The organism is Sphingopyxis panaciterrae, from assembly GCF_011762125.1.
Lineage (GTDB): Bacteria > Pseudomonadota > Alphaproteobacteria > Sphingomonadales > Sphingomonadaceae > Sphingopyxis > Sphingopyxis panaciterrae.
Genome location: NZ_JAASQN010000002.1, coordinates 629,493 through 646,962, shown reverse-complemented (window position 1 = coordinate 646,962; position 17,470 = coordinate 629,493). Strand labels below are relative to the sequence as shown.

The 17,470-nt window shown below is 64.0% G+C and carries 14 protein-coding genes; 3 read left to right on the top strand and 11 right to left on the bottom strand.

Annotated features, from left to right (window positions below):
- Positions 1-1,068 precede the first annotated feature (1,068 nt).
- The 11 genes from FHR22_RS10650 to FHR22_RS10600 form a co-directional block, all read right to left on the bottom strand.
- Complete coding sequence (locus tag FHR22_RS10650; RefSeq protein WP_166941873.1) at positions 1,069-4,185, bottom strand: efflux RND transporter permease subunit; 3,117 nt, start codon at positions 4,183-4,185, stop codon at positions 1,069-1,071.
- Positions 4,182-5,261: an efflux RND transporter periplasmic adaptor subunit gene (locus FHR22_RS10645; RefSeq protein WP_208417614.1), complete on the bottom strand. Its 1,080-nt coding sequence runs from the start codon at positions 5,259-5,261 to the stop codon at positions 4,182-4,184. Before FHR22_RS10645 ends, FHR22_RS10650 begins: the two co-directional genes overlap by 4 nt.
- A 59-nt stretch (positions 5,262-5,320) precedes the next feature.
- Positions 5,321-6,862 carry a TolC family protein gene (locus tag FHR22_RS10640; protein ID WP_208417613.1) on the bottom strand — a complete coding sequence of 514 codons (1,542 nt, stop codon included), beginning with the start codon at positions 6,860-6,862 and terminating at the stop codon, positions 5,321-5,323.
- A 272-nt stretch (positions 6,863-7,134) separates the two neighbouring features.
- Entirely contained in the window at positions 7,135-7,734 is a 600-nt protein-coding gene (locus FHR22_RS10635; protein ID WP_166941869.1) for a TetR/AcrR family transcriptional regulator, read from the bottom strand.
- A gap of 134 nt (positions 7,735-7,868) precedes the next feature.
- Positions 7,869-9,107, bottom strand: coding sequence for an NAD(P)/FAD-dependent oxidoreductase (locus FHR22_RS10630; RefSeq protein ID WP_166941867.1), 1,239 nt, complete (start codon positions 9,105-9,107; stop codon positions 7,869-7,871).
- Positions 9,108-9,175: 68 nt separating this feature from the next.
- The gene (locus FHR22_RS10625) at positions 9,176-9,958 is read right to left on the bottom strand and encodes an HpcH/HpaI aldolase family protein (protein ID WP_166941865.1); all 783 of its coding nucleotides are present in this window, start codon (positions 9,956-9,958) and stop codon (positions 9,176-9,178) included.
- Between the two features lie 105 nt (positions 9,959-10,063).
- Positions 10,064-10,984, bottom strand: a complete 921-nt coding sequence (locus FHR22_RS10620) for a cupin domain-containing protein (protein ID WP_166941863.1) — start codon at positions 10,982-10,984, stop codon at positions 10,064-10,066.
- Between the two features lie 50 nt (positions 10,985-11,034).
- Positions 11,035-12,000, bottom strand: a complete 966-nt coding sequence (locus tag FHR22_RS10615; protein ID WP_166941861.1) for a DODA-type extradiol aromatic ring-opening family dioxygenase — start codon at positions 11,998-12,000, stop codon at positions 11,035-11,037.
- Positions 12,001-12,213: 213 nt separating this feature from the next.
- A complete protein-coding gene (locus FHR22_RS10610) occupies positions 12,214-12,996 on the bottom strand; it encodes an SDR family oxidoreductase (protein WP_166941859.1) in 783 nt (260 codons plus the stop codon).
- Positions 12,997-13,005: 9 nt separating this feature from the next.
- Positions 13,006-13,500 (bottom strand): aromatic-ring-hydroxylating dioxygenase subunit beta, encoded by a 495-nt coding sequence (locus FHR22_RS10605; RefSeq protein ID WP_341786602.1) that lies wholly within the window; start codon positions 13,498-13,500, stop codon positions 13,006-13,008.
- A complete protein-coding gene (locus tag FHR22_RS10600; protein ID WP_208417612.1) occupies positions 13,497-14,954 on the bottom strand; it encodes a Rieske 2Fe-2S domain-containing protein in 1,458 nt (485 codons plus the stop codon). Before FHR22_RS10600 ends, FHR22_RS10605 begins: the two co-directional genes overlap by 4 nt.
- Positions 14,955-15,406: 452 nt before the next feature.
- Between FHR22_RS10600 and FHR22_RS10595 the strand changes: the two genes are divergently transcribed.
- The 3 genes from FHR22_RS10595 to FHR22_RS10585 are packed head-to-tail and all read left to right on the top strand — an operon-like array spanning position 15,407 to position 17,461.
- On the top strand, positions 15,407-16,660 hold the full coding sequence (locus FHR22_RS10595) for an SRPBCC family protein (RefSeq protein ID WP_341786601.1): 1,254 nt from the start codon (positions 15,407-15,409) through the stop codon (positions 16,658-16,660).
- A gap of 4 nt (positions 16,661-16,664) precedes the next feature.
- On the top strand, positions 16,665-17,138 hold the full coding sequence (locus FHR22_RS10590; RefSeq protein ID WP_166941853.1) for an aromatic-ring-hydroxylating dioxygenase subunit beta: 474 nt from the start codon (positions 16,665-16,667) through the stop codon (positions 17,136-17,138).
- Positions 17,135-17,461, top strand: coding sequence for a non-heme iron oxygenase ferredoxin subunit (locus FHR22_RS10585; RefSeq protein ID WP_166941851.1), 327 nt, complete (start codon positions 17,135-17,137; stop codon positions 17,459-17,461). The genes FHR22_RS10590 and FHR22_RS10585 overlap by 4 nt, the downstream gene beginning before the upstream one ends.
- Positions 17,462-17,470: the final 9 nt, after the last annotated feature.

Genomic DNA, 17,470 nt, shown 5'->3' with positions numbered 1-17,470 from the left:
TCCTGCCGTCTTATCGGCCGCGGCGGGCAGCGGGTGGCGTCACGGATATCCTACCCGTTCGGGCTGCCATGATTGCCTTCGACGCCCGGTATTCGATGCGCTGTGCCCCTATCATTGGTTACCCTCCGGGGCAGATTGGCCATCACCGGGCCGATATCGTGGGGGCTGGTCCGCCCGGCGAGCGCGGACATGCCGGCGCCGCCGCCGGTTGCGATCGGGGGCGTCGCACACCGCGCAGTCACGCGAAATGGGATCGATTGCGCCCGGCGCCACTGTGCTGACCGCAATCCCGAATGCGCCGGGTCCCTGCACAAGATTGATGCGGCGCGCATCGGCCATGCCATCGACCGCCGAAAAGCCCGTAGACCCGGTGCGAAAAAACCGGGTCAGGCCCGGGGACGTGTTCACGATGCGTCCGCCATCGGCGAGAAGCGGCGCTACCAAAGAGCGGACGAGTTCAGGCGCGCAGTTTAACGCAAGCCGGAAGGTGCCGCTGCCCGCACGCGCCAAGATATAGAGGCTGGCGGCCGGCGGGTTGAGCCCGCGCCTTGCACCCGATAGATCTGATCCTGCGAAAATGCCTGGGTTCATGCAGCGGCAGTTCCTGCACCGTGATAGCAATCGCGTCATTGGGCTGCTTTCCTAAGAAGCCGGAGGGCTTCCAAATGCGGGTCGGCGAGCGCGCCCGGCGTCACGGCGCCAGCGAGCCGCGCGGTCGCTCGCGCCCGGGGACCGATGCCGGGCACGGCGTCGCATCGGCCGAGCGCGCTCGCCGCGCGTTCGCGATCGCCGAAGGATCGCCGCGGCGATGAGTGCCGAAATGCCCTGCCACCATCGCGCGCTGTCGCGCGCCGCGATCGGACCTATTGGGCCGGCCGCGAGGGCGCTGGACGCCGGGCGCTTTTCGGGGCGGAGGGGAGGCCGCGTCCGACGTACGACATGGGCCGGCCTGGGGGCCGAACCTGGAAAGTCAGTCCGAGGCGGCGCACAAGAGGAACGCCTTGATGCGACACGACTGACGAAAGCTGCACGACTTAGGGTAACGCTTCGAGGGAGGTGGGTCGGAGATCAGGGGTTCGCCGGCGCGGCCGGTGGCATGGTGTCCAGGGCGCTTCCCAACGGAGTGGAGGGATTGCCGGATTTGCGGTCCAGCCAGCGCCGAACGCGATGCTCGAACCCGTCAACATAGCTGAAGACGACCGGGACCACGAGCAAGCTGAGCGCGGTCGATGTCACAAGCCCGCCGATCACGGCGACCGCCATCGGGCGGCGGAAGCTCGAATCCGCCCCGAGACCGAGAACGATCGGTATCATCCCGGCGATCATCGCGACGGTGGTCATCACAATCGGCCGCGCGCGTTTGTGGCAGGCGTCGATCAGCGCGTCAGGGATTGTCAGGCCGCGCTCGCGTATCCCCACGATCGCATATTCGACGAGGAGGATCGAGTTCTTGGTGACAATCCCCATCAGCATGACGAGGCCGATCATTGCGGGCAGGCCGAGCTCGCTGTCGAAAACGAGCAATCCGAAGAATGCGCCGCCGATCGAGAGCGGGATCGCCGAAAGGATGGTGATCGGCTGCACGAAATCCTTGAACAGGAGGACCAGCACGCAATAGACGCACAGGATTCCGATCAGAATGGCCATGATGAAGCCGCTGCTGAGCTCCGTCTGAAGTTCTGCATCGCCGGTCTGGATCAGCTTGACGCTCGACGGCAGGTTTTTGGCGGCGGGCAAGTCATGTGCGGCGGTCGTGGCTGCGCCAAGCGCCATGCCGCCAAGATCTGCCCCGATGGTCACATAGCGCTGGCGATCGTAGCGATCGATCTGGGCAGGGCCGCTCTCGAGCGACAAGGAGGCGACGCTGTCGAGCGGCACCGGGCCCTCGCGCCCGTTCACGCGCATGTTGGCGATCGCCGAAAGATCTTGCCGCGCGACGTCGGAAATTCGTGCGCGGATATAGATCTGGCGCGTGTCGGTGTTGAGCCGTGCAACGAGCGGATCGAAGTCCCCCGTTGTGGCGATACGGACGGTGTCTCCGATCGCGGCCGCGGTCACGCCCTGTTCGGCAGCCCGGCGCGCGTCGGGCCGGATCACCAGCTCGGGACGTTCGAGGCTTGCTGTCGAAGTGATGTTTGATAGTTGCGGAATAGATCGCAACTGGCGCTCGAAGCTCTGCGCGCTTGCCATCAGTGCTTGCGTATTGTCGCCGGCGAGGATGAGCGAAAGCTTCGCGCCAAGGCCGGAGCCCCCAACCGAAAAGCGAGCGCCAGGCACCCGCATCAGCCGCGCACGTACCTCCGCCTCGATCTCGCCCTGGCTGACGCGTTCGCCGCGCGGCCCGAGCTTCAGCGTCAGGGCGCCGCGCCGGACCTCGCCGGCCAGTTGGGCGCCGCGACCCGCGTCCTGGGCGTCGCCGACGGTGGTGAAGGCCTTTTTGATGCCGTCGATGCCGGCGACCGCTTTGCGCGCCGCCTCGCCGACGGCGAGCGTGCGCTGCAGCGAACTGCCGGGCGGCAGCTCGAAGGTGACCGTCGTGTAGCCGGCGTCGGACGCAGGGATGAACCCGGTGGGAATGAACGGTATGAGGGCGCCCGATGCGACGAGGAAGGCGGTGGCGGCCGCAATCGTCGCGCGGCGATGTCCCAGGCACCAGTGGATCGCCGCCAGATAGCGGGTCATGATCCAGCTGTCCGGAATTTCGTGCGATGGCTGGGGTTTGAGCAGATAGGCCGCCATCATGGGCGTCAGCAAACGCGCGACGAGCAGCGAGGAGAGCACCGCGATCACCGCCGTCCAGCCGAACTGCTTGAACAGCATACCGGGGATACCCTGCATCATGGCGGTGGGCGCGAAGACGGCAACGATGCTCATCGTCGTGGCGATGACGGCGAGGGCGATCTCGGTGACCGCATCCTCGGCCGCCTTGATCCGCGATTTGCCCATGTGACGATGCCGCTCGATGTTTTCGATCTCGACGATGGCGTCATCGACGAGAATGCCGACGACAATTGCAAGTGCGAGCAGCGTCAGGATGTCGAGCGAAAAGCCGAGCCAGGCCATTGCGGCGAAGGTCGGCAGGATCGATAGCGGAAGCGCCGTGGCGGCGACGAGCGTCGAGCGCCAATCGCGCAGGAAGAACCAGACCACGAGGATCGCGAGAAACGCGCCTTCGTAGAGCATGTCCATCGAGCCCTTATATTGTTCGCGCGTATATTCGACATTGTCGGTGACGAGTTCGAACGAGAGTGAAGGATGCGCGGCGGCGAGGCCGTCGAGCGTTTCCTCGATCTGATCGGCAATCCTGGTCTCGTCGAAACCCTTGGCGCGGTAAACCTGAAAGCCCACCACTGGACGACCGTCGAGCCTGGCGATCTGCGTACGTTCAGCTATGCCGTCACGCACCGTCGCTACCTGGTCGAGGCGAACCTGCCGCCCGCCAGCCAGCGCGATCGGGAGCGCATCGAGTTCGGAGGCGTGCCTGATGGTGGCAATGGTGCGGACCGACTGCTCTTCTCCGCCAAGCTGGGTGCGACCGCCCGATGATTGCTGCTCGACCTCGCGCAGGGCGCGCGAGACCTCGGCCGCGGTCACCCCGAGACTGGCGAGGCGCACGGGATCGACCTCGATGCGGACCTCGCGCTGGACGCCGCCGACACGGGCGAAGCGGCCGACACCCGGCACGCCGAGGACTGCCTTGCTGATCCTGTCGTCGACGAACCAGGAGAGCGCCTCCTCATCCATCCGCGGCGCGGCCACCGCATAGACGAGCATGACGCGGGCGCCGCTTCGTACCGCTGTGACCACAGGCTCGCGCAGATCGGCCGGCAGGTCGGAGCGAACGGCATCGACGGCATCCTTGGTCTCGATGAGCGCGTCGGACAGATTTTTCTCGAAGAGAAACTCTACCGAGATCGCCACGCTGCCATCGGTGATCGAGGTTCGCAGGTGCTTGATCCCGGTGACGCTCGACAGCGAATCCTCGACGCGCCGCGCGACCTCGGTTTCAAGCTGCGCCGGGGCGGCGCCCGGGAGCGTCAGCTTGACGTCGACCGTCGGCAAGTCGACGTCCGGCAGATTCTGAACGCGAAGCTGGTTGAATCCCCAGATGCCGCCGAGCGACAAGAGGATGAACAGCAGGATCGACGGGATCGGGTTGCGGATCGACCAGGTCGCGAAGTTCATCGACGTCCGCCTTCGGCCGCAGCGCCGGTGGGCTTGACGGGAGCGGCGGGTATGAGGCGAACGATGTCGCCATCGTTGAGAAAACCGGCGCCCTGGACAACCACGCGAGCGCCCTCCACAAGACCGCTCACGATCTCGACCTCATCGCCCCGACGCCGGCCGACAGTGACGCGCTGAAGCGACACGCGCGGTGCCGCTTCCGGACGGGCGAGCTTCAGGACATAATTGCGGCCGTCGCGGATCACGACGCTCTGCGCCGGAACAATGATCGCCGCCTTTTCGGCCATTTCGATCCGCCCGCCGACGTACATTCCCGCACGTGCGGCGCTGCCTGCGGCGATATCGGCATAGACGACGCCCAGGCGGGAGCGTTCGTCCACCGCCGGAGCCGTCTGCCTGACCCGTGCCGTCGTACGGGACCCGTCGGGCAAATCGATCATGATCTGCTGTCCCGCGCGCACACGCGCCAGTTGCGGGGCGGTCAGTTCGCCGCGCCATTCCAGGCGCCCCTGACGGATCAGCCGGAAGAATTCCTGTCCGGCTGGCACGACCGCTCCAAGGGTCGCGGTGCGGGCACTGATAACGCCGTCATCGGGAGCGACCACGCTCGTATAGCGCAGCTGGAGACGCTTTGCGGCCAATCCCGCCGCGGCGGTCCTCGCCTGGGTTACATATTGCAGGATATCCTGATCGCTGACGCCGCCGCTGGCCTCGAGGCCGAGTGCGCGCTGTCGATTGGCTTCGGCTTCATCATAGCTCGCACGCAATTGCGCTTCTTCCGCCTTGAGGAGCGCGGGATCGAGACGGGCGAGAACCTGGCCCCTGCGCACGCGGTCTCCGACATTCGCCCGCACATCGATCAGCTGATAGCCGCCGATCTGGGTGCCGATGCTTGCTTCCTGCCAGGCTGCGATCGCGCCGGATGCCTCGATGGCGACCGGCCACGACGCACGGCGCGCGGTCGCCTCGGTCACGGTAAGGGCGGCCGCGGGGCCCGCGGACGCGGCCTGACTGGAGGACTCGCGCGTAACAGCGACGATTGCGAAACCGGCGGCGATCAGCAGCGCGGCGCCCACGGCGCCATGGACGAGATGCCGTCGGACCGGTGAACCGGCAGTCTTGGGTAGGAGGTTGGTCATTGTTGCTGCGCATTGCCTTGATCGGGATGGGAATTCATGATGTCGGAACCTGTTGGCGCCTCGGCTGGCATGCTGACCCGGCCGCCCGCCGCGCGGACCAGCGCGACCCAGGCCTGGGCACGGTCGCGAGCGGCCGCTATTGCGCTCTCCTGGGCGGCGTTGAACTGACGCCGCGAGTCCTCGAGTTCGAACATGCTGATCGCTCCCGCGCGCCAGCGCGCTTCATTGGCGCGCAGGACCACGCGGGCCGCTTCGACGGCCTCCCGGGAGGTTGCGATCCGCTGCTGCGCCGACTGCTGGCCGGCCAACGCGTCTTCGACATCGCGCGCCGCCGTGCGCACGGCGTCGCGAAGGGCTTCGACCGCCTCTCGGTACCGGGCCTGCGCGCCGCGAATATTTGCCGCGCCCGCCCCCCCGTCGAAGAGCGGAGCGGAGAGCTCTGCGCCCGCCGACCAGGTATCGAAGCTCGAGGTCGATCCCAGCATCCGGATCCAGTTGCCGGTAAGGAGCCCGACAAGATCGACGCGCGGCAGCCGGTCGGCACGCGCCACACCGATTTCCGCCCAGCGAGCGGCCGCTTCGCGCTCTGCCGCTACCACAGCCGGGTGATCGAGGAGGGTCGCGGCAGGCAAGGCTAGTGCGATGGGCGGGGGGTCGGGGATTATCATGTCGGCATCGACATGCGCGATGGGCGCCAACGGGCTTCTTCGATCGAGGGAAGCCGGTGGAAGCGCGGTTCCGCCCGGCGAGGGCGTTACGAGCGTCCGAACGACCGACGCGTCGCGGCCGCCGAGTGCGACCAGCTCATTGACGATACGCGCGCACGCCTCCTGCCGGCTGATCCGATCGGTGCGCGCGGCCGCAAGATTGCTGGCCGCGTTGGCCGGCTCGACCGGCGCGACATTCCCATGGGACAGACGCTCGCGCATGACCGCGAGTTCGAGCTCGCGGGCGGCAATGTCGCGCTCCCGGACCGTGAGCGAAAAATGACAGGCACGCAGGCGCAGAACGGCATCCGCTATCTGGCCCGTCAGCGAAAGCCTTGCTTGCGCGGCGTCGGCGGTGCGCGCGTCGAGGCGACCCTCGGCGGCGCGCGCCGTTTCCTTGAGACGCCCCCACAGATCGAGTTCCCAGCTCAGGCCGGGGCCGAGCGTTGCACTGCTCTGGGTCGTCGTGAGGGTGCCGCTGCCGGCTTGGGTGCCGCCCGTTCGTGCTCGCGTGACGCTGCCATTGAGCGAGATCTGCGGCAGGCGCTGCGCATCGGACACGCCCGCCGCCGCGCGCGCCTGATCCATGCGGGCGATGGCCTGCCCGAGCGTCGGATTGTCGACAAGGGCCGCTTCGACCAGCGTGTCGATCGCCGGGTCGCCGAGGCTTTTCCACCAGGCCTCTTCCGCGAGGTCGGCTGTGTCTGCGGCTGGCACTGATCGTACGTCATTATCCCACGCCGAGGCCGTGGCCAGCGCGGGTCGCTCATACGCGGGCTGGGTCGCGCAACCCGCCAACAGCATCGGCGCCAGCGCGGACGCGGCGACCAAGCGCCGCCGCCGAGCCTCGCTTCCAGGGGGTCGGTTGCCGCGGCTGACCGGAAAACCCGCTCGCTCACCAATAACTAGATCGATCATTCGATCTAATTATAACGAAGCAGCGGACGCGGCAAGCTTAATTAGAGTATATGCTCTAAATTATGCGTGCCGCGAGCCAGGCGCGCGCCGCAGGCCATTTTCGCGCGCACCTGAGCGGCGAGGTCGTGTTTTAGCAAAGGCGCGACCGTTAGCGACGTTTGCGGCGGCAAGCGCCTGCGGGTGGGTTACCGCGCGGACGGATCCGGAGGCGGAGCTAGATAGCGAATGATCATCGTCTGCAGCGCCTTGGTGGCTTGGTCCTCGTCCAGCTTCGGATCGCGCAGAAACAAGGTCTTGGAGCCGTCGATGATGCTGATGAGGAGGGACGCGGTCATGTTCCGGTCGAGGGCGGGATCGATGGCGCCCGCTGCTTGCCCTTTCTCGAGCAGGCCGGCGAGGAGCGAGTGGACGCCCTTGGTGTGATCCTGCAGGGCCTTTGCCATCGTGGGACTGCGGTTCGCTTCGGCCAACGCTTCGAGCAACAATGGCGGGTGTCCCGACCGGCTGACCGTCATCTCGCCGAACAGCGTGTCGAGCACCTCGGTGCCTTCGGCGAGTTCGGCAAAACGCGCGGCCGCCTCCGCGAGGCGGATCTCGATCATCGCGCTGATGATCGCCTCTTTGCTGCTGAAATAATGATAAAGATGACCGGGACTGATGCGGGCCTCTGCGCAGATGCTCGATATGCTGGCGCCCTGCAATCCGTCGCGCACGAAGCAGCGTTCCGCGGCGCCGAGTATTTCCCGTCGCTTTTCCTCATGCTTGACCGGATCGAGTTTGCGCATATCGGCCTTCTTTTAAAATAGAAGGTTCAATCTAACAATTTGGAGCAGGGTGGCAAGCCTGCAGGCAAGCTTTTGACCCGGGACCTTTCAAGCGACGATGGCAGCGGCGGACATCGGCCGAGCAGGGGGGAGATTCACTGCAGCGATTTGAGCGGAAGAGTCGCGTCGGCAAGCTGCGCCCTTGCCGGGCTCAGCCCTGCTTCGACCAGCTTGCGGCCCTGAACATAGTCCTTGACCATGTTGACGCAGTCGAGCGCGATGACCGTGCCGTCCTTGAGATAGACTATCGAGAATGAGCGCGTCGCCGGGTCGCCGCGCATGATCGCCTCGGTATGTCCGCGCGTGATGCCCGCGGTCTGCAGTCGCAGGTCGTACTGGTCCGACCAGAACCAGGGGAGGGCGCGATAGGGCTGCCCGTCGCCGCAGATTGCCTTGGCGACGCACGTCGCCATGTCGCTGGCGTTCTGCACCGACTCGACGCGCATCGCGCTGCCGCCCGCGTAGGAGCAGGCGAAGGCGGCACAATCCCCGATCGCGTAGATATCGGCTAGCGAGGTCCGGCAATAATCGTCGACGAGGACGCCGTCGCCGCCCGCCGCGCCGGCCGCGATCAGCGGGCCGACCGCGGGAACGATGCCAATGCCGGCGATAACCGCATCGGCCGGAACGACTGTCCCGTCGGCGAGCTTCACCCCGGTCACCCGGTGCCGGCCTTCCAGGCCCGCGACCGCGACGCCGGTGCGCAGGTCGACGCCCCGGCCTCGATGCTCCGCCTCGTAGAAAGTCGAAAGCTCTTCGCCGGCGACGCGCGCCAGCACGCGGGGCAGGGCTTCGAGCAGCGTCACCTTGCAGCCAAGCTTCGTCAGGACCGCCGCCGCCTCGAGCCCGATATAGCCGCCGCCAATCACGACGATATTGCGTGCGCCGTTGTCGATCTCGCCCATCAGCTGGTCGCAGTCAGCGCGTGTGCGAACATAGTGGACGCCGCCGAGCTCGGCGCCGGGGCAAGTCAGCCGCCGCGGGTCGCCGCCGGTCGCCCAGATCAGAACGCCATAGGTCAGCCTCGAGCCGTCGGAGAGCGTGATCTGCATGGCTGCGGGGTCGACGGCCGTGACGTCGGTGCCCAGAAGCAGCTCGATGGCCTTTTCCGCCCAGAAACCGGGCGGACGGATGTAGAGCCGTTCGAAGCTCTTCTCGCGTGCGAGATATTCCTTCGACAAGGGTGGCCGCTCATAAGGCGGCTCTGGTTCGCGCCCGACCATCGCAACGCTGCCGGCGAACCCGTTTTGCCGTATTGCGATCGCGCATTGCGCGCCGCCATGTCCCGCTCCCACGATGACCACATCGATCAGGCGACCATTTTTTCCGATCATAATCCTCAACCACCAATCGACTGGACGGCATGAAAAAACGCGCCGGTGAAGCGGCGCGGCAGATGAGATCAGCCCTTCATGACCTCGTTGAATTCCTGGAGGGCCGCCTCGGCCGCGCGGCGCATGAAGGCGAGATCCTGGGCGACCATCATGGCCGTTACCCCAAGATCAACGAGCCATTTGGCTTCGTCGCTCTTCAAGGACTGAACGACCGCCGAAACCGCTTTGCCGTTGCCCTTTGCAATTTTGACGATGCGTTCGACGGCCTCGGCCAGGGTCGGAACAGGATCCGCGGCGTTGCTGAGCGAGAGCCCGAGGTCCCCGCGCCCGAGGAAAATCGCATCGACGCCGTCGACCGACGATATCGCGTCGATGGCATCGACCGCCTCGCGATCCTCGACCATGCAGATGACCGTCGTGAACTCATCGGCGGCGCGCGTCATATCGGGCAGCAGCCCATAGTCGCACCCCCGGCTGACCCCGGCGCCGCGGCTGCCGCCATGATATTTGGCCCAGGAGACAAGGTCGTGGGCCTTTGCCGCAGTGTCGACGTGCGGACACATTATCCCGATCGCGCCATCATCGAGCGCCGACAGAACGCTGGCGGCATCGGCGCGCGCGATACGGACGAGGCCAGCAGTTCCAACGGCGCGCGCTGCGAGCAGAGCCTGGTCGAGCGTCGCCCGCGTCCAGGGCGCATGCTCCTCGTCGAGCACGACAAAGTCGAAGCCGATCGAGCCGATGATCTCGGTGTTCTGGCTTGCGGGCACCTTCATGAAGGTGCCAAGCAACGGCTCGCCAGCCTTGAGGCGCGCGCGAAAGGCACGGGGATCCGGTCGGGAAGCGGCCATGTCTAAAGCTCCTGTCATCCTGCCCGTCGTCCGGCAGCGAGGTCCATGCACGAATGCCGGCCCGCGCGTTCGTCACCACGGCGTACCTCTCACCAGGCCTGAATGTCAGCTGCCGGCCCCCGCAGGCATCGGATAGTCGGCCGCATTCAGCACCCAGCCGGGCTTCAGCGAAAAATCGAGGCGCGGAGGCCCGAAAATATCGATGAGATGGCAGGGCGCCGGCGGGAGCGCTTGCGAGGTGTGAATTGCCGGCGGAGGAATGACGGTTATCGAAGGCGCCGAGCATCTGATCTTGGCATCGTCGCGCCAGATCGCCTTGTTCACGGTCCAGGGCCAGCGGATATAATGCATATAATCGCCTTGCAGCGTGAGGGAACATTGCTCGAAATCGTCGTGATGGTGCGGCGACATCTTGTTGGGATCACGCGGTTCCGTCGCGACCGGGAACAGATTGATCATCATGTTGGTCGAACGGTAAAGCACGCCGAAGCGGCCTTCCGTCGCCGCAACATCGATCGGGTATAGCCGCAGCTTGAAACCCGCCGGCGGATCGGGCCACGGCTGGAAGGCCGGGATGTTCGGGTGAGGCTCGCGATAGGAGGCGGCGTTGTAGCTCTTCTCCGAAAGATCCGTCAAAAGCGTGCTGAAAACGCGCATCACCGTGCCTTTTCCGGCAGTTATTGTGATCCTGCTGTCGCCCGGCGGGATGATTGCCAGTTGGTGGCTCACGTCGGTTGCACTGCCGCTGGCGGTATCGATATCGGCCTTGATGTCCGGGTCCGGAAAAAACACCATATACTCATCCGCATGCTTCTCGCGGATAAGGACGGCGCCAGGCTCTACTTCGGTGTAGGATATCACCAGGTTCTGGCAGCGTCCGTACCAGCTCTTGTAACCGGCACCCGTCTCGGACGGCGGAAGCTTGTGAAATTCGATGGTCTCGGCATCGGCATAGGCGACCACCGGCACGGCGGCTTTCGGGGCTCCTGCGAGGAGCGATCGTGGATCGGTCGTATCATAGGCCATGGCGCTGGACATCTTTCAGAACATGGATGAATGATCGGAGGCGACCCCGCTCAGACCGGACCCGCTTCCGCGACCCCGAAGCCGATGCCCACTTCCATCGATACTTCGTGGAACATGGCACGCGGGCGGGTGTTCGTCGCGGTCAGCATCGCCTGGCCGGCGGCAATCCAGGATTGTGTCTCGACCGCCCCGATCCCGGCGTCGGCCATGACCTGCTCGGGATCCCAGCGGTCGAACCCTGAGAGATCGTCGGAGCAATAGGCTGCAAGGAAGGCCTTGTCCCAGGGGTCGTTCAGACCCACCATCTGCGGGGTCGCCTCGTCGCTCGCCAGAAACTGTGCGCCGACATGATGCTCCCGGATCTCATAGTCGATCCAGTCCTGCTGCGGCACCTCCGACTGCGCCTTGCCGTGCAGGATATAGGGGCGCCATTCGGGTTGCACCTCGTCGATCGGCGGAAAGAGATGATAGGGATTGTGCGCGAGACCGCCGGTGCCGATGAAAAGTATGCGCTCATAGTCCAGCGTGCGGGCAAAAGATCCGACCGCCTCGCCCAGGGCGCGGGCACGCGCGAACGGGCTGAAGGGTGGCTGAAGGCAGCTGACGAAGATCGGCAGCACCGGATATCTGTCCACGCCGCCCAAGAGACGCTTCAGAGCCTGCGAGAAACCGTGGTCGACGTCCATCGCATAGGAGACGGCGGTGTCGACGCCCGCGGCGCGGATCGCCTTGACCGCCGCCACGGCCGTGTCGCGCGGGACGTCGAGGCGCCCGGGCGTCCCGCCGACGTCCGACATGGCCGTGGCTTCGACGCCCACGCAGAAGGATGGCATGCAGTCCATGTGCTGACCGCCATAATGATCGACGCCGAAAACGATCGCGAGGTCGGGATTGAAGGCCTCGATCCGCGCTCGGCTCGCGTCCAGCGCTGCAAGGATATTCCGCACCGAGGAACTCTCCCGCGCCGGAAAATCGAGAAGCGGCGAGTGCGATGCCGCGACCATGAAGAAAGCCATTTGATTCTCCCGAGCTGGAGCCTCTCCCGCGTGTAAATCGTCTTCTATTCGCTTCCCATTAGTGTTCGCCCCAATGCGGCGTGATGGTCCGGCAGTCGTCTGGGTGTCACCTTCTCCGGGCGGCACGCCGTGGCTCAACACCCTCGGCCAGCCGCATCTACGCGGCGGCTGCCGTGCCCGGGGTAGCCTGGAATGACATCCGCGAGCGCGTCGTTATTGCGGCGGGGAAAGCTCGAGCGTTCCCTGGGGACCGAGCGCGGCATGGCCGCCGTCGACCGGAAGCATCGAGCCGGTGATGAGGCTGGCATCGGTCGAACAGAGAAACAGAACGGCGCGGGCAACCTCTTCTGCGGTCCCGATCCGGCCGTTCATGTGGAATTGTGCGGCGAGGCCATTCACGAAATCCGGATCCTGGTCATGCGCTTTCTGGATCGGCGTCGACCATGTCCAGCCGGGAATGACCGCGTTGACCCGGATATTGTCCTTGGCGACGTCGAGCGCCTGCGACCGCGTCAACTCCTCGATCGCGGACTTGGTACACGGATAGACCCACCGCTTCGCCTGCGCGGCATGCGCGCTTTCGCTGCTGAAGTTCACCACCGCTGCCGCACCCGATTGCGCGAGATACGGGTAAGCCTTTTGGAACAGGACGACGCCGCCAAAGAGGTTCACGTCGAACGTGAACGTCCAGTCGGCACGCGAGCTGTCGAAGCCCTTGTCGTGATAGGTTGCCGCCGCGTTGATCAGGAAGTCGATCCGCCCGAATTTTTCCACCGTCTGGTCCACGCAGATTTGCAGCTGCTCGTCCGAGCGCAGATCGGTCGGCGCGAAGTGGACCTTGTCCCCCAGTTTCGCTGCCAGCGCAGCGCCTTCCTCGACCAAGATATCGGCGATCGTGACGCTGGCTCCCTCGAGCATGAACTCTCTGACCACCGCGGCACCAATGCTGCGGGCACCGCCGGTGACGATCGCTACTTTTCCATTCAATCCACGCATTTCATTATCTCACACAATGATAGAAAGACTGCCCTGGGGACGAAGCGCCTCCATGCCGAGGATCGAGCGCTTCTGTTTGATCTTCAGCGCTCCTGCTTCCACGACGAGAATATGCTCGTGCCGGCCGTAATAGGTATCGACCCTGCCGTGGCGCGAACGGAACGTCGCGAAGACGCTGCGCACGTGAATTTCATCCGAGCTGTTCGCGACGATCCGGACATTGCTGACGAGGCGCTGCGTCTTCGAATGCGGAAACTCGGCATGGGCCGTGCGCTTGCTCAGGCGCTTCACACGTTCGGTGAGCAGAAAGGCGTCATCGGCAATGATGTGCAGCGTGGAATCGGGCGACGCATAGGGATCGGCGTTCGGAGTAGGCACGAGATAGCGGCAGTCATCCGTGAACAGCGCGCGCCACTCGGTCAGATCCCAGGCGTCGAGCAGCTCGGCCTCCCCAAAGAGAAAGTCCTCGATTTCCGCCCGCGTTGGCGTCTCGCACGCGCTCACGCCGCCGCCTCGTAATTGCGCAGCAGGCGGTCGCGCCATTCGACCCAGAAATAGCGCATCTGTCCCTCGTCCATCCAGCTTGAGGTGCTCAACCCCATTCCCTTCGAGAAATCGTTCCACGGCGCGCCATCCCGGCTGGCAAAGCCTTTCTGGCACAGTTCGAGCGCCTCGATATCGTCCGGCGTGGCGAAGCCGCCGGGGCCGAGAAATTCGATGAAACTCGTCAGGCGGCGTTTGACCGCGACGTCGTTCCCCGCCTCTTCCTCCGGCGCGAGCCCCCACACGGTAACGTCCATTGCGTCCGGCGCGACCGGCTCGGTGCAACGGATCGTGAGCGAAATATGATCGTTGATGACCAGGTTGGGGAAGAGGACAAGATTGCGGTTCCGGTTGGCGATACGGAATGCACGTTCCTCGCCGAACCGGCGAACGAGATCCGCATAGACGCGCTCGATGCTCGCTTTGCTTTCCTCACCCCAGCCCGGCATCCATTTTGCAATCGGCCGGCCGGCGGGGGTATCCATCTCCACCACGGTGTGACCGTTGCCGAGATAATGCGCCTCGCCGGTCAGCCCCCGGAAGCTCGGTTGGCTGCCGGAGAGCGCCCCGATCATGTCAAAATATGTCGGATGGAGCGGCTGCAGGTGAAAAACGTCGACGGCATTTTCTGCCAGCAATTTCCAGTTCGCGCGCATCGCATATTCCTGGACCCCGCCGATCAGCACCATCCGCTCCTGCGCCTGGTCCATGATCAGATCGAGATATTCGGTGGCACCTGCCAGATATTCGGTCAGGCTGATGGCGCCGGAATCGTAATTGACGAAGATCAGGCCGCGGTAGGCATCGAGCAGCGGCACCGGCTGAAGCTGATGCTCCGGATCCTGCCGGAAGCCTGGCGGATAGGTCTCCGGCCCGTTGAGACCGATCAGCTTGCCTGCGTTGTTGAATTTCCAGGCATGATAAATGCACGTGAAGCTGCGGGCATTGCCGGATTTTTCGCGGACAATCTTCGCGCCGCGATGCGGACAGACATTGTGAAAGCAACGGACATCGCCTTGGGAATCGCGGGCGAGGACAAGATCACGGCCGGCAACGCGGCGGGTGACAAAATCCCCGGGGCTGGAGATCTCCGATTCATGGCCCACATAGAGCCACGACTTGTTGAAGATCGCATCGCGTTCCGCCGCGAACAGCTCTTGATTTACGTAGCCGCTACGATGGACTTTGAACTGACTTCGGTCGGTATCGATGGAAATGATCTCGGATATATCCACGTCAGTCTCCCCGGACGCTTGCCATAGGAAATAATCGATCTGCACTTCGATCCGCGTTGACGGCTCGTCCTGATATTTCTGTAAAATCACGTGTATCGAACTTCGGTGCGCCGGGCCGGCATAGCCAGTTCCACACGGTGGATCATCGGGAGGATCGTCGAATTCGATGGGTGTTTGCACCAATAAGCCACCGCTCGATCATCTAGAACGGGCAGCGCTCAGGGATGGCGCGCACGGCACAGAGAGCCGCTGTCCACGGTATGGGCTGCGCGTCCTGAAATGACGAATCCGGATCGAGAAGCGCTGGCATCCGGTGCGCTGCACAACCGCAAAAACGCGGGGTGGACAATGACGTAGTGCGGGTTTGCTCCAATAGCTCGGGGGCTGGTCCGTTGCTACCGCTCTCGTCCGGCCGCGTCGCATGCGATGAAGCCGGCGTGAGGCTGGACAGGAGATTGAGGGGCGAAGTGCGGGAATGCCGAACGCGCGGACCCATTCCGAAAAATATCTGCAGATCCGCAGAGAATGAATTGTGAACCCGCGACCACAGGGAGGGGCAGCTGCCTGTCCCGCCGTGTGCCGCACGAACCGATTATAGGACAAGCAAGATGCAAGTTGGCGATGGAGCAGATGTGGATAAGGGGTCCGGTGATCCCCCGGGCGGCAAGGTCCGCTTTCCGGGGAGCGACGGTTCTTCGGTGCCCTTTGAGGTCTATAGCTCCAAGGAGATCTACGATCTTGAGCAGGAGCGGATTTTCCGCGGACCGACCTGGAATTATCTGGCACTCGAGGCGGAACTGCCCGAGCCCGGCGATTTCAAGAGCACCTATGTCGGCGACACCCCCGTGGTCGTAACGCGGACGCCCGAAGGCGATTTCGCCGCTTGGGTCAACCGCTGCGCGCACCGCGGTGCGATCGTCTGTCGCGAAAAGCGCGGTAATGCGAAAAGTCATGCCTGCATCTATCATCAGTGGAGCTACAACGCCCGTGGTGACCTTGAGGGGGTTCCCTTCCGCCGGGGCGTCCAGGGCGTCGCGGGCATGCCGGGATCATTCGATCTGAAGCAGAACGGTCTCCGCAAGCTGCGGGTGGCCTCCTACAAGGGCCTGCTATTCGCGAGCTTTTCCGATGACACTGCGCCGCTCGCCGATTATCTTGGCGAGCGCATGTTGCCCGGCATTGACCGGATATTCCACAAGCCGATCGAATTTCTCGGGGCAACCAGACAATATATCCATGGCAACTGGAAGCTTTACATGGAGAATGTCCGTGATGGCTATCACGCCTCGCTTCTCCATACATTCCACGCCACCTTTAATCTGGTCCGGTCGAACCAGAAGGCGCGGGTCATCGGCGACACCAGCGATCTACACACCTGCGGCGACCTGTTCATCACGCCCGATCCGAGCGGAGCGTCGGACTACAAGGACATTGCGACGTTCAAGGACAAGCTGAGCCTGGAATATCCGGAAATCGTTGAAAATCGTCAGGAGTTCGAGGAACTTGTGGCAAACCATCTCCAGTGCATCTTTCCCCAGCTGGTGATCATGCAGATTCAAAATGTGCTGGCGGTTCGGCAGGTGTTGCCCAAGGCGCCCGACGAGTTCGAGCTGATCTTCCACTTTTTCGGCTACGCCGACGATTCCCCCGAAATGCGGCGCCATCGCGTGACGCAGATGAACCTTGTCGGCGCCGCCGGACTGATTTCGATGGAAGACGGCACCGCGATCGAACTCGTTCAGGACGGCATAAAGTCGGGTCCTGCGGGGCACTCGATCGCACTGATGGGGCTGGATGCCGCCGAAGAGGATCAGGAACGGGTGCCGATGGCGGAAAATCACATTCGGCGCTTCTGGCGCGGTTATCAGCGGCTGATGGGGTTTTGAGCCGATGGACAAGATGAAACTGCATTTCGAGCTTACCGAGCTTCAGACCGGATATGTCGCCGCGATCGATGACGAACGGTTCGAGGATTGGCCCAATTTCTTCACGCCCGACGGAAACTATGAAATCATTCCGCGCGAGAATTTCGCGCAGGGACTTCCGGCCGGCCTGATGCATTGCTTCGGGCAGACCATGATGCGCGACCGGGTGGTCTCGATGCGCGAGGCCAATGTGTTCCACGCCCATACCTACCGCCATTTCGTGTCGGGCCTCGAAATTCTGTCCCAGTCGGCCGACGAGGTCGTCACGCGCTCGAACTATCTCGTTATGCGGACGGTCAACGAGCTGAACGCGGACGTGTTCCAGGTGGGACGGTATGACGATATCGTCGTGCGGACGGACGCAGGCTGGCGATACAGATCGAAGCGCGCGATATATGAAAACGCGCGGGTGGATACGCTCCTGGTCATCCCCGTATGATCGCGCCCGATGCAAACTCCCGTTGGGTGCGCATCGGAAGTGCCGACGAGTTTGCCGAGGACGAGCCGATCCGCCGGTCCCTCGGCGGATTCGACATCGCGGTCTTTCGCGTCGACGGCGAGCTTTACGCTCTTGACGATCATTGTTCGCATGGCAACGCCAGTCTGTCCGAGGGCTGGGTCGAGGGCAATTGCGTTGAGTGCCCACTCCATCAGGCGCGGTTCAACCTGCGCACCGGCGAGCCGGAGACCGGTCCCGCACTGGAGCCCGTGAGATCGTTCAAGCTGCGAACCGAAGGAACCGACGTCTTTGTGGAGCTCTAGAAAGTCCTT